Origin of the sequence: Streptomyces sp. NPDC047982, assembly GCF_043204165.1 — a bacterium.
Lineage (GTDB): Bacteria > Actinomycetota > Actinomycetes > Streptomycetales > Streptomycetaceae > Streptomyces.
The window spans coordinates 274,175-288,574 of record NZ_JBIDBS010000007.1; the positions used below are offsets into that span (position 1 = coordinate 274,175).

Here is a 14,400-nt window from a genome sequence, read left to right on the forward strand (position 1 = left end):
CGCTGACAGCAAGGCATGGCCGAGCCCTCACTATGCAATAGGGAGGCAAAGAAAGCCACTCTCAGGCAATATCGAAGGGCTCGGGCGTCGTCGCCCGGTTTCCGGCCACGGCGCGGCGAGTCAGACCTCCGACGGCAGGAAACCGGCTATCAGTTCGGCGAACTCGTCCGGCCCGGCGATTCGGACACCGAGGTCCTCCGCCTTGGCGCGCTTGGATCCCGCTTTCTCACCGGCGACCAGGAGCGTGGTGCGCTTGGAGACACTGGACGACGACTTCCCGCCGGCCCGCTCGATCAGTTCGTTCATCTGGTTGCGGGAGAGCTTCTCCAGCACACCGGTCATCGCGCCGGTGACCACCACGGTCATGCCGTGCAGGGGCAGTGCGGCCGCCCCGTCCCCGATCCCCTCCCCGCCCTGGGGCGCGGCTTCCTCGAGTTCCTCGCCCGGCTCGGGCGGCGGCGTCGCGCCCGGCTCCGTCATGTTGACCCCGGCGGCCACCAGCTTCTCGATCAGCGGGGCCAGCTCCGCCAGTTCGGCGACGACGGCCGCGGCCTTCTCCTTGCCGATGCCGTCGACCCTCTGGAGCTCCTCGGCGTCGGCCGCCCTGATCCGGTCCATGTCCGCGAAGTACCGGGCGATCCGCCGTGACATGGAGCGTCCGGTGCCACGTATGCCCAGTGCGCAGAACACGCGGGAGAGCGGCTGCGTCCGTGCCGTGTCGATGGCGGCGAGGAGGTTGTCGGTGCTGGTCTCGCCCATCCGTTCCAGGCCGAGCAGCTGTTCCCGTCCGAGCGTGAAGAGGTCCGCGAGATCGGTCACCAGACCGGCGTCGACGAGCTGGACGACCCTGGTCGCGCCGAGTCCCTCGATGTCGAGCTGGTCGCGGCCCGCCGCGTAGGAGAGGGAGGCGACGAGGCGGCAGTCGCGGCCCCTGACGCACCGCCAGCGCTGTTCGCTCGTGTCGATCTCGGATCCGCACTGCGGGCACGCCTCGGGGAAGACGACGGGCTGCTCGTCGCCGGTCCGCAGATGGGCGACGGGTGCCTCGATCCGGGGAATGATGTCGCCCGCCTTGTAGACCATGACCTGGTCGCCCAGGCGCAGATCGCGGCGGGTGATGTCGGCCGGGTTGTGCAGGGTGGCGTAGCTGACCGTCGACCCGTCGATCTCGACGGGTTCCAGCACGGCTCGGGGAGCGATGATGCCGGTCCTGCCCACGTTCCATTCGACGCCGAGGAGCCGGGTGACCTTCTCCACGGCCGGGAGCTTGTACGCGATGGCCCAGCGCGGCGCCCGGCTGCCGGAACCGGCGTCGCGCTGGTCGGCCGCGAGATCGGCCTTGATCACGATGCCGTCGATCCCGAACGGCAACGCGGCACGCAGCGCCGCGACCTCCTCGACCCGGGCCTGCACCTCCTCGACGGTGGTGACGGTGCGCGGCGCCGCGTCCGTGGCCGCCGCGGTGTGGACGCCCAGCGCGGCGACGTACGCCAGGACCTCGCTGTGCGGGCGGTCGGCAAGCGTCTCGGTCAGCGCTCCGGACTCGGCCAGCGGCAGGGCCCCGTAGGCGAAGAACGTCATCTCCACCGTGTACGCCCGGTCCTTGGCACGCAGGGTGCCCGCGGCGCCGTTCCTCGGGTTGGCGAAGGGGGTGCCGCCGTGCTCGGTGCGCACGGCATTGGCCCGTTCGAACTGTTCGTTCGTCATGAGGATCTCGCCGCGCAGCTCGATCGTGACCGGCTCGGCCAACTGTCCGGGAAGGCCGGCGACGGTGCCGATCGCGTGCGACACGTCCTCACCGGCGGTGCCGTCGCCCCGGGTGATCAACTGGTCCAGGCGGCCCTCCCGGTAGCGGGCTGCGACGGCCAGTCCGTCGAGTTTCGGCTCCACGCTCCACGCGGTGACGGGCCTGCCTATGCGGCGCTCCAGCGATGCCGTCCACACGGCGAACTGCTGGGCCGAGAAGACGTTGTCCAGGGACAACATCGGCACCGTGTGCGGCACGTCCCCGCCCGCGGCGCCGCCCGCCACCTTGCCGGTCGGGGACGCGTCCAGCACCTCCTGCGGGTTTTCCTGCTCGTATGCGGCGATCCCCCGGACCAGCCGGTCGTACGCGTCGTCGTCGAGCGCGCTCTCGCCCGTGGCGTAGTAGGCCGCCGCGGCCTGCGACGCTTCTTCGACCGCGGCGGCGTAGGCGGCGGCATCGGCGAGCACAACAGCTGAGTTCGTCATGGCCCCTATCCTGCCGCCCACCACTGACAATCCCCTCCGGGCAGCGGAATGCCCCGTCAGCCGGCCGCCGGAACCGTTCCGTCCGCCTCGCCGGAACGCCCCGCCTCCTCGCGCGGCCCGGCCTCCTCGCGCGGCCTCGTCCCGGCACCGTCCGCCGCGTACCGCACGGCCGTCGTCGGGACACGCGTCGGCGGCGTCGGCCGCCCCGCGCACTCGCGCAGCCAGCGCCGCAGCACCTGGTGCACCTGCTCGGCCCCCACCAGCTCGGCGCCGTCGGCCACCGGGGACGACAGGTCCGTCGGCCACAGCAGGAACGGCCGGGACTGCGCGCCGCCGAGGCCCCCGTGCGAGCCGATCTGTTCCTCGAAGGCGTGCACGGTGCCCGTGACCGGGTCGTACATCGAGTTCACCATGATGTCGGCGACGTGCGGGAAGGTGTCCGTACGGCGGATCGCGTCCGCCGCACCGGGGCCGAACGGGGCCAGCGGCCCCTCCCCGTCGCGCAGCTCCGCCACCGGGATCTCGGTGCCCCCACCGCCCAGCACCACCGATCCGTGCCGTTCGCTGCGGACCAGCAGGAAGCCGATGCCCGGATGATTGGCGAGGGTGCCGAGCAGCGCCGGACGGCTCCGGTCGAGCTCTTCGCGCGAGGCGCGCCCCTCGATGTCGGGGAAGGAGATCAGCCCGAGGTTGCCGGAGGCGAGGACGACCGGGTCGGACGGCTCGGCGCGGTGCTCCGCCTCCCCCTCCTCGGCCGGCCGCCGGTGCAGGGCTATCCGTACCGCGTCACGCGCCTCCGAACCGCTGCGGGTGCGCTGCGCGCGGCGGGACACGGGCAGTCCGCACCCCGCCCGCACCAGGTCCTTGAGCGTCAGCCCGTACGCCCCCACGAAGGTCTCCCCCGGGCTCTGGCCGTGGTCGGAGAGGAGCACGATCCGGTACCGGCGCGGGGTGTGCTCGGCGACCTTGGCGATCAGCGCGAGACAGCGGTCCAGCCGCCCGAGCAGCTTCTCCGCGTCGCGGCTGTGCGGTCCGGAGTGGTGCGCCACCTCGTCGTAGGCGACGAGGTCGGCGTAGACGGCGGTGCGTCCGGCGAACATGTCCCCGATGAGGGCGGCGACCACCACGTCGCGTTCGACGACGGTCGCGAAGGACCGGATGAAGGGGTAGAGCCCGCCGCGTTTGATCCGCGGGGTGTCGTTCCGCAGGCGGGCCCGGGTCGACTCGCCGATCTCACGGCAGACCTCCGCGACGAACGCCAACGCCGTGCGCACGGCGTTGGCCGGGTCGGAGAAGTAGGCGAAGTACCCCGCCCTGGAACGGCGGCCCTTGCCGCGCCTGGCCGCCATGGACAGGACGAGCGCCAGTTGGGCGGCGCCGCCGCTGAAGAGGTTGCCGCGGCTGGCCCCGTCGATCGCGAGCAGCCCTGCGTCACGCGTGCGGGAGATGGCCCTGCGCTGGAGTTCCAGGGCGCTCGCGGGCCGGCTGGAGACCATGACATCACCGGTCTCCTTCTCGTACCAGCGGAAAGCGGGGACGTCGTGGTTGCTGCCGTGCAGAATGCCGAGCTGACTGGCCCCGGTCTGGCTGGACCAGTCGGTGCGCCAGGGAGTGAGGCGGTGGCTCCCGTCGTCCGCGAGCCACCGTGCGACGGTCGGCATCAGACCGGTGTCCGCCGCCCTGGCGAGCATGTCGTGGCCGACGCCGTCGAGCTGGATGAACACGGTGCCCGGTGGCCCGCAGCGACCGTGGTCGTGCCCGCTGCGGCGACGTCGGCGATCGGCGAGCCGGGACAGGCGCCGCCGGTAGGCGTTGTCGTCGCGGACGGCGAGCGCCGTGGACGTGGCCGAGGCGACGGCGGACATCACGGCCGCGACGACGACCGCGGTCCGCGGGTCGGCGGCACCGCGCCCGTCCGGTATGAGCCGCAGGGCGAGCAGCAGCAGCGAGCCGTTCAGGAAGAAGACGAGCAGTCCGAGGACGAGCGCGGGCACGATCAGCAACGCCCGTACCAGGAGCGGCCAGACGAGCGCGGAGAGCAGGCCGAAGGCTCCGGCGCCCCAGGCCGCGGTGAACGCGGTCTTCGTGATGCTGTCGCCGTCGTTCGACTGGAGCCGGAAGTCCGGCAGTACCCCGGCGAGCACCAGCATCGTGAGCGTCGAGACCGCCCACACCACGACCACTCGCATCAAGGCGTTGCCGACCGTTCGCCATCGCCCGTCACCCACGCCTCGACCACCTCACGTCCGGGCCCTGCCGTTGCGGGCCCTGTCCCCACAGCCTGTCACAGCGCGTCGGCCCGGACCGCTGCGGACGGCGGGCCCCGGGGACGGTCGCGGACCGGAACGGGGCGGAGGCGGAGAACGCGGGCCGGGGCAGGAACGGAAGTGGCGGCGGGCGTCAGCGGCCGTCGTAGCCGGCGGTGGGCATGGAGAGCCTGCGGTGCACGCTCGCCTTCGTGCCGGCGTTGTACGGCGGCTCGTCCAGCCCGGCGATCTCCAGCCGCACACCACGCCGTGCGCACTCCGCGGCGAACTCCGGGACCGACGTGAGGGCCCGTTCCAGCACCCGGTCGTTGGCGGCGACGAACACTTCGACGTCACCGCTCTCGACATCGCTCCACAGGGCGTGGTGATCGGGGCGCAGCCCGTAGAAGCGGAGCTGGCGGGTGACGACGTATCCCTTGTCCGCGGCCCAGCGGGCGCACATGTCGTGCTGGCTGCGGGTGTCCACGAGGAAGGGATCGCTGTCGAGTTCTTCGAGCGGTGTGAGACTGGCGATCGCCGCCACCCGTACGTCCACTGCGTCCCCCAAGACCGTTCCCCTGTGCTGGTTGCTGCGACCGGGCGTACGGGCGACCCTACCCCTCCCGCTCCCGTGCCAGAAGGCGCATGTCAGGACGGGAGGAGCGCGCGACCCCGCGCGGAAGGCGGTGCGCCCGCGCGCGCCGGAGCGGCCCCGGCGGCGAGGGCGCACACGGGCGGTGGGGCGCGGGCGTACGGGTGGCCCGGCTGTACGCCGCAGCGCACACGCCCGGTACAGGGCGCACACCCGTGCACGCGGTGCCGCTCCTGCGTCCGCGGCGCGCGCTCGGCCCCTGCGCAGCGCGCTTCCCCCGTACGCGCGGCGCGGTCCCGCGGTCCGCGGCGCCGCACGCAGGGCAGTCCCGCGGTCCGCGGCGCCGCACGGAGGGCACGTCAACGCGGATGGAGCCGAGGTACCCGATCCGGTTGCGGCATTAGGCTCGGTTGCCGAAGCCGAACGAGAAGACCCGGGAACGAGGAGGTGCCGCGTGCCGGTGGACGTCACCTGGTGGGGCCATGCCACCTGCACGATCGAGGATTCCGGGGTCCGTGTTCTCACCGATCCGCTGTTCGTACGGCGCCTGGCCCATCTGCGTCGCCGTCGCGGCGAGCTGCCCGGCCCGAAGGCCGCGGTCGCCGATGTCGTACTCATCTCGCACCTTCACTCCGACCACCTCCACCTGCCGTCGCTGGCCCGGCTCGCGGCGGGCAGCCGGCTGGTGGTGCCGGTGGGCGCCATGCGCACCGTGCCGGGGCTGCGGCGGCTGTGCTCGGCGAACGCGTTGCGGATCACCGAGGTGGCCCCCGGCGACGAGCTCCGGTTCGGCGGGACGGACGGGGTACGTGTCCGCGCGGTTCCCTCGCTGCACGACGGCAGGCGCCTGCCCATGGGGCCGCACCGCTCCCCCGCGCTCGGCTACGTCATCGAGGGCGAGTCGCGGACGTACTTCGCGGGCGACACCGGGCTCTTCGACGACATGGCCCGGGTCGTCGGACCGGTCGACGTGGCACTGCTGCCGGTGGGCGGCTGGGGCCCGAACCTGGGCGCCGGCCATCTGGACGCGGGGCGGGCGGCGCAGGCGCTGGCTCTGCTGGCGCCCCGGGCCGCCGTACCGGTGCACTACGGCACGTACTGGCCGATCGGACTGGACGGCGTCCGGCCGCACGAGTTCCACTCGCCGGGCGACGAGTTCGTCCGCAAGGCGGCGCTGCTGGCCCCGGAGGTGGCCACGCACCGGCTCTCCCACGGCGAGCGGATGCGGCCGGAGGCCGCCAGGTGATCCAGGAGGTCGTGCGCCAGCTCCCCCCGGAGTCGACGCAGCAGGCGGTGGGCTATCCCTCCCTCTTCCTGCTGGTGACCCTGGGTTCGCTGGTGCCGGTGGTGCCGACGGGTGCGTTGGTCAGCTCGGCGGCGGTGGTGGCGCTGCATCAGTCGTCGCCCTTCGCGCTGCTCGTGGTCTTCGGGGTGGCGTCGGCGGCGGCGTTCGTCGGCGACGTCTGTCTGTACTGGCTCGGCCGGCGCGGGGTTCGGTCGAGAAACGGCTCGAAGTGGCTCCGGACCATCAGCAACCAGGCCGCTCCGGAACGGCTGGAGCAGGCGCGGCGGAAGCTGGACGAGCACGGGGCCGTGGTGCTCGTGCTGTCACGGCTCATTCCCGCAGGGCGGATTCCCGTGATGCTGTCCTGCCTGCTGAGCCGGATGCCGTTGCGCCGGTTCGCCCGCGGGGACGCTCCGGCCTGTCTGGCGTGGGCCGCGACGTATCAGCTGATCGGCGTGCTGGGCGGCTCGCTGTTCCCCGAACCGTGGCAGGGGGTCGTGGCGGCGGTGGGTCTGACGCTGCTGATCAGCGGTGGCCCGGTGGCATGGCGCAAGATGCGGGCCCGGTTCAGCCACTGAACGCACGGTCCCCGATCCGGACGATGGACGGTCGCTGGACGGACCTGTCGGGCGCTGTCCGGCACGGTCGGGCACTGGACGGGCCCCGATGCGTTCACTCGACGGCCACCGACCGGGCAGGGGCGTCGTCCGGTTCCGTCAGCGGAGAACCGCGAGGGCCGCTTCGAAGCGGCCCAGGGCCCCGGCCACATGGGGCAGTTCCAGGGGCCGTTCGGCGGTGAGGGACTCGAGCTGCTGCCCGGGGGTCGTGCCGACCAGTGCCCCGGTGCCCAGGCGTACGCGCAGGGCCCCCAGATCGTCGCCGAACCGGTGGCCTCCGGGCGTCGGTGTCCCGAGACGTTCCGTCAGGTACTCCTCCAGCTCCAGGGAGTCGGTGACTCCCCGGTCGGCCAGCCCGCACCTGAGCGGCCCCAGGTCGGCGTAGAGGTGACGGCCCGCCTGCGGGGGCCTGGCGAGCGCGCCCGACGCGAGGACCGCGCGGTGGGCCGCCGCAGCGACCCGCGCGTGGAGTGCGGCGGACCTGCGGACCCGGTCCGCGACGGCGTCCGGCCCGTGCAACGCGTGGGCGGCGGCAGCGGCCACGGGGACGGCGACGAGCGCGCCCAGCGCGGTGAGGACGTCGAGCGTACGGGCGTGGTGCACCGCCCCCCGCCCGGTGTCCGGGAACCGGGCGATCGCGACCGGCCAGGCCGACGGGGTCAGCGCCCCGGCGAGATCGCAGACGACCGTGACGTCGTCCGGGCACATCTCCGCCGGACTGAGCAGGACCGTGTCGTGCGGCCGGTGCAGCGTGTCGCGCCAGGTCTCGTCGCTGACGACGTGCAGCCCTTCGGCGACCGCCGCCTCGCACGCCTCGCGCACGAGTTCCGGCGGGGCCACGGTGGCGGTCGGGTCGTCGACGACGGAGATCAGCAGCAGCCGGGGCCTGCCGCCTTCGGCGCGCACCCTGCGGAGGGTCTCCAGCAGCGCGTACGGGTCGGGCACGCCGCCGCACTCGGCCGGCGTCGGCACCTGGTAGGCGGGAGTGTCCAGCAGCCGGGCCTGCGGGATCCAGGTGGCGGCGCAGGGACGCGGCATCAGGACGTCGCCGCCGTGCGCGGCGATCAACGCGAGCAGCAGCGGCGAGGTGCCCGGCGCGGCGGCGACGTGCTCGGGTCCGCCGTGCAGACCGCGTCGGGTCCAGTAGGCGGCGGCGGCGCGCCGCAGGGCGTCGCCCCCACCGGTCGGTTCGGGGGCGCCGCGACCGGCCGCGGAGGCGAGCACCTCGGCCAGTTCGGGCAGGACGGGCAGTCCGGGGTCGGGGGCGGGCGGCCCGTACCGGACTGGGCCGTGGTCCTCCCGAACGAAGCGGGTACCACCTCCGCGCCCCGCCGCTCCGGTCCGGTCGCCCCGCCCCGTGCGCTCCGCCTCGTCGATGCGCTCCGCCTCGTCGATGTGCTTCGTGTGCTCGGTGTGCTCGGTGTGTTCGGTGTGCTCGGTCCGCTCCCGCACCATCCGGGCCTCCTTCGCCGCCGCCCGTCGCCGTGCCCGCCCCATGTCACGCTCAGGGCCTTTATACGAGGGTTCGGCGGGTGCCGCCCGCCCAGCGGGACCCGTCGGCCGGAGGCCGAGGTCCCCACGCGGTTCGGCCGGGGCCGGCCACTGCCCGTTTTGGGGGCGGCGCCTTCCGGTCGGCCGCCGGGATCATCCGATCCGAGGAAACCGGGCACCGCGACCCGGGCCCGGCGGCGGTCAGCCGGCGAAGGGCGTCCCCGGCATGCCGTGCCCCGCGCCCGGCAGCACCAGCAGCGAGCCGGACAGCGGATGCGGGGCGTCAAGACCGACGCGGGCCGTGGAGATGTAGAGGTCGCGCAGCTCCGTACCGCCGAAGGCACAGGCCGTCGGACGCCTGACCGGCAGCTCGACGATCCGGTCCAGGGAGCCGTCCGGCGTGTAGCGGCGCACCGCCGCCCCGTCCCACAGAGCGACCCAGACGGCACCGTCGGCGTCGACGGTCAGCCCGTCGGGGAAACCCGCGCCCTCGTCGATCGTGGCGAACGGGCGCCGGTTCACGGCGTTCTCGCCGTCGAAGTCGAAGACGTCGACACGGCGCGTGGGCGTGTCGACGTAGTACATCAGCCGCTCGTCCGGGCTCCAGCCGATGCCGTTGCTGCACGCCACCACGGGCAGCACCGGGGTGACCGCGCCGTCGGGCGAGACGCGGGCGAGGCTGCCGCCGATCTCGGACTCGTCGTAGCGCATGGTGCCCGCCCACAGCGCGCCGTCGGGCGCGACCGCCGCGTCGTTGCCCCGGCGACCGGGCTCGGGGTCGTGAACGAGCCAGCGGAACGCGCCGTCCGGGTCGTACAGGCCGATGCCGTCGCGCAGATTGACCACGAGCCCGCCGCCCACGCGCGGCTTGGCCGCGCCGACGTGCTGGTCGGTGGCCCGCACCGTACGGCGACCAGTGACCGGGTCGAAGGTGTGCACGCGGGCGGCGAGGATGTCGACCCAGATCAGCCGGCCGGCGACCGGGTCCCAGGTCGGGCCCTCGCCCAGCTCGGCGTTCTCGGATACGGCCACGTCCAGGCGCGCGGAACTCATGTCTGCTCCTTGTGGAGTCTGCCCTTGCGGGGTTCGACCGCGCCGCGGGCCTGCGGCGTCCGGGGCCGAGGCTCGTCGGCCCCCACGCCCCGGCCCGGCGGATCGCGGCTGCGGTCACGGAGAGTCCGGCCACGGACCGGAATCACGACCACAGCGTAACGGCCTCACCCACGATGAGCGGGGGAGAAGAAGCGGTGTCCGGGGCCTTCGAACCCAGGGCGGAGGAGGGAGTGATGACGAATGGGGCCTGGCCTGCTCGAGCGAAGCCGAGGGCTCGGGAAACGTCGCGACCGACGACAACGCGGGAGGCGGAGGCCCCGGGCGCCGCGGCGCCGCTGCCAAGCGTGGTGAGGCCGCAGGGGCCGATGCCTGCACCCCGCACACGTGGCGTCGGCGGCAGACACCCGAACGGCACACCCGCTGACGCCGCGCGGGCGGACGGCGGAACGTGCCGGACACGGCCCGGTGGTTCTGCGCGGCCGGCCGAGGTGTCACGCGGCCGATCGGGGTATCCGCAGTCACATGCACTCACCGCGTACGCTGTTCGGCATCCCTCCGTCCGTCGCATCGCGTGCCTGGCTGCGCCGCGGCGATCTCGCCGTGTTCAGGCTCCTGGCGCACGGGAACTGGCCGGGTACCGAACCGGTACTGCCCCGGCTGAGCCGTAGCGCCGACCACGGAGTCCTCTGGTTCGGCGTCGCCGCGGGCCTGGCCGCGCTGGGCGGCGGTGCCCGGGCGCGGCGGGCCGCGCTGCGCGGGGTCGCCTCGCTGGCCGTGGCGTCCACCGTGGTCAACACGCTCGGCAAGAGGGCCGTGCGCAGGGAGCGTCCGCTGCTGGACGCCGTACCGGTGGTGCGGCGGCTCGAGCGCCAGCCGTTCACCACGTCCTTCCCTTCCGGGCACGCCGCGTCGGCGGCGGCCTTCGCCACGGGGGTTGCCCTGGAATCGCGGGGCTGGGGCGCGGTCGTGGCGCCGCTCGCCCTCTCCGTCGCCGCCTCCCGCGTCTACACCGGGGTCCACTACCCGAGTGATGTGCTGGCCGGCGCGGCGCTCGGGGTGGGGGCGGCGCTGGCGCTGCGCGGCGTCTTTCCGACGCGTGCGCGGTTCCCGGCCCCCGGCCGGGCGCCCGGTCGCGCCCCCGCGCTGCCGGACGGCCGGGGCCTGGTCGTCGTCGCCAACGAGCAGTCGGGGACCGCGGTGGCGACGGCTTCGCTGGTGCGTGCCGCACTGCCCGGCGCCGAGGTGGTGGAGTGCGCGCCCGATGACCTCGGCGCCGAACTGGAGAGGGCGGCCGGACGGGGCAGGGCCCTGGGAGTCTGCGGCGGGGACGGCACGGTCAACGGGGCCGCCGCCGTCGCCCACGCGCACGGGGTGCCGCTGGCGGTGTTCCCCGGCGGGACGATGAACCACTTCGCCCACGACCTGGGCATCGAGACCGTGGACGACGTCCGCTCCGCCCTGGCCGCGGGTGATGCGGTACGGGTCGACATCGGCCGCTTCCGGCCGGGCGCACCGCACGAACCGGACGGACCGGAGGCACCGGACGAACCCGCCGCCGCGTACGGGTACTTCCTGAACGCCTTCAGCCTCGGCGTCTATCCGGAACTGGTACGGACGCGCGAGTACTGGGCTCCCAGGATCGGCGCCTGGCCGGCGGGTCTGCTCGCGGCGTGGCGGGCGTTGCGCGCCGACCGTCCGCTGGAGGTGGAGGTGGAGGGGCGGCGGCGCCCGCTGTGGCTGCTGTTCGTGGGCAACGGTCTGTTCCAGCGGGTCGGTCCGGCACCGGGCCGTCGTCACGGTCTCGCGGACGGTCTGCTGGACGTACGGGTGGTGCACGCGGGACGCGCCCCCGGCCTGCGCCTGCTCGCGGCGGCCGTCGCCGGGCCGCTCACCCGCTCGCCCGTCCACGCGGCACAACGGCGCAGGAGGGTAAGGATCTCGGGTCTCGCCCCCGGCACGCCCTTTGCGTACGACGGCGAAGTGGGCTACGCACGAGGTGAGTTGACGGTCGACAAGCTTCCCGAGGCGCTCACGGTGTACTGCCCGTCATCGAAGCGGTGAAGCACCCGCGACCGGCGCCTCGGGACGGAAGGCACTCGGAAGGGACAACCAGACGTCCGCATGACGATCGCCGCGGCCTGGCGGGCGTGGGGCGAACGGGACGACGCCTGGTTCATGGTCCCGCACGGCGAGATCCTCTGCCGGGCCTGATCTTCGCCAACTACCCTGTCCCACATGGACATTCTGGGAACCACGTTGCGTATCTGCGTCGACGACATGGAGGCCGCGGTGGCCTTCTACGAGGGCCTCACGGACAGTTCCGCGCTGCGCTTCGAGCGCGGCGGGGTCTCGGTCGCCGCGATCAGCTGCTTTCTGCTGATGAGCGGGCCCGAGTCGGAACTGGAGATACTGCGCAAGGTCACGGCGACGATCGCGGTCAAGGATGTCGACGCGGCCCATGCCGCCCTCACCCGGGTCGGCGCCCGGATCCTCGCGGGTCCGGTGCCCACACCGGCGGGCCGCAACCTGATCGCCGTGCATCCCGACGGCTCCGTCTTCGAGTACGTCGACCGGAACGTGGGCGGCTGAGCGGCGCTCGCCCGGACCGCCACGACCACCCGGCCCCGCGCCACGGGGCCGGAAGCCGGTGGAAAGCGCCCGGGGCCACAACCGCCGGACCGGAGACCGCCGGACCCGTGCCCGTCCCGGCGGCACGTACCCGGCACTCGTTCACCTCAAGTCCTGGCAGGCGTCACGTCCCGAGGCGTGTCACGTCCTGGGACGCATCCGGTAGTCGTACCGGTCCGGCAGCGCCTCGTCGGTGAGCGCGACCCACACCTCGTCCAGGATCTCCGCCCCTTCGCGCAGATCGGCGACCTCGAATCCCTCGTCGAAAACGGCCCGGGCGGCGGTACGGTCGCCCTCCGCGATCAGCAGTCGGGCCTCCAACAGACGGAAACGCCCGCGACGGCGGACCTCCGTGGGCAGACCGGTCCACACCGCCCGGGCCGCCTCGGGACGCTCCGCCGCCAGCAGTGCCTCGACCGCCTCGCGGCCGAGCGCCGTCGCGGCAACCGTCCATGCCTCACCACCGCCATCGGGGCGCCGCGCCCCCAGGTCGTCGAACGCCTCCGCGTAGAGACCGGCGGCCCGCTCCCGCTGGCCGCTCTCCCCCGCGGCGACGGCGAGGCAGCGCAGCAGCGGCCAGCGGGACGCGGCGCGAGCGAGCCCCCGTTCCCAGCTGCGGACCGCCTGGGCGCGATCACCGGCGTGCCATTGGGCGACACCGAGGTGGTATTCGGTGAGCGGTTCGGCGTTGGCCGTCTCCAGCATGTCGCGCCAGTGCCGCGAGACCAGGGAGGGGCCGGGCGGGGCCGCGCGGCAAGGCTCCGGAAGGCTGCCCCGGTCCAGCAGCTCCAGCCAGGGTTCCTGCTGCTCGCCGAGGGTCGATTCCGCGAACGGAGTTCCGGGCAGCCGGTACCCGCCGCGCCGGACCTCGAGGGCGCCCCATCCCGAACCGGTGGCGAGCGACTCGCCGGGCTCGGTGTCGGCGCAGCGGAGCCACGCGGTGTACGCGGCCTCGGTCTCGGCCCGCGGCAGCGCCTCGGCGAGCCGCCGCTCGGTCTCGGCGCGGGCCCGGGACCAGTCGTCTCCGTGCACGGCCTCCGGATCGGCGGACAGCGGTCCGTAGGATTCCAGCCAGGTGAACTCGGCGCCCGGTTCGAGGGGCACGTGCTCCAGTTGGGTCCGGGCGAGTCCGGCCTGGATCTCGGCGTAGCCCGAGGTGCCGGGTTCGGTGAGCCATTCCTGCCAGCGCCGCCCACCGGTGCCGCTTCCCCAGAGGAACAGCTTGCGGCCCCGGAGCAGGTCGGTCGACGTCTGGACGAGCCCGTGCCCGTGCTCGTCGAGGGAGGCGATCCAGCGGCGGGCGCCGTCGGGCACCTCGTAGAAGTAGTCGGCGGGGAAGACGCTCCGCAGCGGGTACGTGCGGTCGACGGAACCGGACACCGGCACCGGAACCCGGGTCAGGGCCCGCTCGTAGCCGAAGTGCCACGCCTCGTCGGCGGGCGCCAGGACGCGGGTGCGTTCCCCTTCGGGGACGGCGATGTTGGACCACCAGTAGACGGGGGCGGTGTGCTCGTGCGGGTTGCGTATCCGCACCCCGACATGGAGGAAGTCCGAGTCCTCGGGCAGCCACAGGTCCACCTGGAACGGCAGGTCGCGCAACCGTTCCCACTCCCAGAGCCGGACCATGTCGCCGCCGTCGGGCGCGGGCACACGGGCGGCGTGCACCGGTGCGCAGGACAGGGTGGTGTGTCCGGTGGCCCCGATGTTCCATTCGATGCCGCCGGAGAACCAGGCACCGTTGAGCGCGAAGTCGGCGGGCTGCAGCACGGGATTGGTGTACAGGAGTTCGCGGCCGGTCGGCTTGTGGTGGAGGGAGTGGACACGGCCGCCGAGCCCGGGCAGCACGGTGGCCCTCAGCCGGTCGTTCTCGATGACGATCGCGTCCAGCGCGGTGGGGACGCGCTCGCGTCCGTACCCGTCGAGAAGGCGCACCGGCAGCACGGTGGACAGGGGCTCGTAGCCGATCTGGCGCGCCATGTCGCGCGGCAGTCCGGCCCGGACACGTTCGTCGACGACATGCGTCTCGTCGAGCGGACGCAACGCGGGCAACGGGTTCTCCGGGCCCAGCGGTGCGGCGGGCAGAGTCAGTACGGCACGTCGTACGGTCGTGGCCAAGGCAACCTCGTTCCCTCACTCGGGCCGCCGCTGGTCCGGCGCGCCCCCGATGACCATCGAACACGCCGGGCAGCGGCCCGGCCAGAGCTCCGCCGACGGGCTTCGGAAATCTCCGGAAGAACACGGACGGCGCCACCGACC

General features: G+C 73.7%; 10 protein-coding genes and 1 pseudogene. 5 read left to right on the forward strand and 6 right to left on the reverse strand.

The genetic code is table 11. From position 1 onward, the window contains the following. Positions 1-120: 120 nt before the first annotated feature. The 3 genes from ligA to ACGF2V_RS11915 all read right to left on the reverse strand — a co-directional run bounded on the left by ligA (position 121) and on the right by ACGF2V_RS11915 (position 5,046). A complete protein-coding gene (gene ligA / locus ACGF2V_RS11905; protein ID WP_362706537.1) occupies positions 121-2,232 on the reverse strand; it encodes an NAD-dependent DNA ligase LigA in 2,112 nt (703 codons plus the stop codon). A gap of 56 nt (positions 2,233-2,288) precedes the next feature. Continuing rightward, positions 2,289-4,460, reverse strand: coding sequence for a phage holin family protein (locus tag ACGF2V_RS11910; protein ID WP_362623584.1), 2,172 nt, complete (start codon positions 4,458-4,460; stop codon positions 2,289-2,291). A gap of 172 nt (positions 4,461-4,632) precedes the next feature. Beyond that, positions 4,633-5,046 carry a hypothetical protein gene (locus tag ACGF2V_RS11915; RefSeq protein WP_362623586.1) on the reverse strand — a complete coding sequence of 138 codons (414 nt, stop codon included), beginning with the start codon at positions 5,044-5,046 and terminating at the stop codon, positions 4,633-4,635. 478 nt (positions 5,047-5,524) lie between these two features. Here ACGF2V_RS11915 and ACGF2V_RS11920 point away from each other — a divergent pair, with 478 nt between their 5' ends. Both ACGF2V_RS11920 and ACGF2V_RS11925 read left to right on the forward strand, forming a co-directional pair. Next, positions 5,525-6,316: an MBL fold metallo-hydrolase gene (locus ACGF2V_RS11920; RefSeq protein WP_362623588.1), complete on the forward strand. Its 792-nt coding sequence runs from the start codon at positions 5,525-5,527 to the stop codon at positions 6,314-6,316. Beyond that, positions 6,313-6,933 carry a DedA family protein gene (locus tag ACGF2V_RS11925; protein ID WP_362623591.1) on the forward strand — a complete coding sequence of 207 codons (621 nt, stop codon included), beginning with the start codon at positions 6,313-6,315 and terminating at the stop codon, positions 6,931-6,933. Before ACGF2V_RS11920 ends, ACGF2V_RS11925 begins: the two co-directional genes overlap by 4 nt. 138 nt (positions 6,934-7,071) lie before the next feature. Here ACGF2V_RS11925 and ACGF2V_RS11930 read toward each other — a convergent pair whose 3' ends face one another. Both ACGF2V_RS11930 and ACGF2V_RS11935 read right to left on the reverse strand, forming a co-directional pair. Continuing rightward, the gene (locus ACGF2V_RS11930) at positions 7,072-8,427 is read right to left on the reverse strand and encodes an aminotransferase class I/II-fold pyridoxal phosphate-dependent enzyme (protein ID WP_362706540.1); all 1,356 of its coding nucleotides are present in this window, start codon (positions 8,425-8,427) and stop codon (positions 7,072-7,074) included. Positions 8,428-8,664: 237 nt separating this feature from the next. After that, the gene (locus ACGF2V_RS11935) at positions 8,665-9,516 is read right to left on the reverse strand and encodes an SMP-30/gluconolactonase/LRE family protein (protein WP_362706543.1); all 852 of its coding nucleotides are present in this window, start codon (positions 9,514-9,516) and stop codon (positions 8,665-8,667) included. Between the two features lie 522 nt (positions 9,517-10,038). On the opposite strand from ACGF2V_RS11935, the gene ACGF2V_RS11940 reads away from it, so the two are divergent. From ACGF2V_RS11940 to ACGF2V_RS11950, 3 genes and pseudogenes are all read left to right on the forward strand, one after another. Further along, on the forward strand, positions 10,039-11,577 hold the full coding sequence (locus ACGF2V_RS11940) for a phosphatase PAP2 family protein (RefSeq protein WP_362706545.1): 1,539 nt from the start codon (positions 10,039-10,041) through the stop codon (positions 11,575-11,577). Between the two features lie 66 nt (positions 11,578-11,643). Continuing rightward, positions 11,644-11,727, forward strand: a pseudogene (locus ACGF2V_RS11945) (SAM-dependent methyltransferase); the annotation flags it as partial. 24 nt (positions 11,728-11,751) lie between these two features. Then, positions 11,752-12,105, forward strand: a complete 354-nt coding sequence (locus ACGF2V_RS11950; protein WP_362623602.1) for a VOC family protein — start codon at positions 11,752-11,754, stop codon at positions 12,103-12,105. A 180-nt stretch (positions 12,106-12,285) separates the two neighbouring features. Here ACGF2V_RS11950 and ACGF2V_RS11955 read toward each other — a convergent pair whose 3' ends face one another. Next, positions 12,286-14,259, reverse strand: coding sequence for a DUF5107 domain-containing protein (locus tag ACGF2V_RS11955; RefSeq protein ID WP_362623605.1), 1,974 nt, complete (start codon positions 14,257-14,259; stop codon positions 12,286-12,288). Between the last annotated feature and the right edge of the window lie 141 nt (positions 14,260-14,400).

What these genes read in the sequence shown, in the direction of transcription:
- ligA (WP_362706537.1), bottom strand. Translation starts at nt 2,232, where the DNA reads ATGACGAACTCAGCTGTTGTGCTCGCCGATGCCGCCGCCTACGCCGCC.
- ACGF2V_RS11930 (WP_362706540.1), bottom strand. Translation starts at nt 8,427, where the DNA reads ATGGTGCGGGAGCGGACCGAGCACACCGAACACACCGAGCACACCGAG.
- ACGF2V_RS11935 (WP_362706543.1), bottom strand. Translation starts at nt 9,516, where the DNA reads ATGAGTTCCGCGCGCCTGGACGTGGCCGTATCCGAGAACGCCGAGCTG.
- ACGF2V_RS11940 (WP_362706545.1), top strand. Translation starts at nt 10,039, where the DNA reads ATGCACTCACCGCGTACGCTGTTCGGCATCCCTCCGTCCGTCGCATCG.
- ACGF2V_RS11950 (WP_362623602.1), top strand. Translation starts at nt 11,752, where the DNA reads ATGGACATTCTGGGAACCACGTTGCGTATCTGCGTCGACGACATGGAG.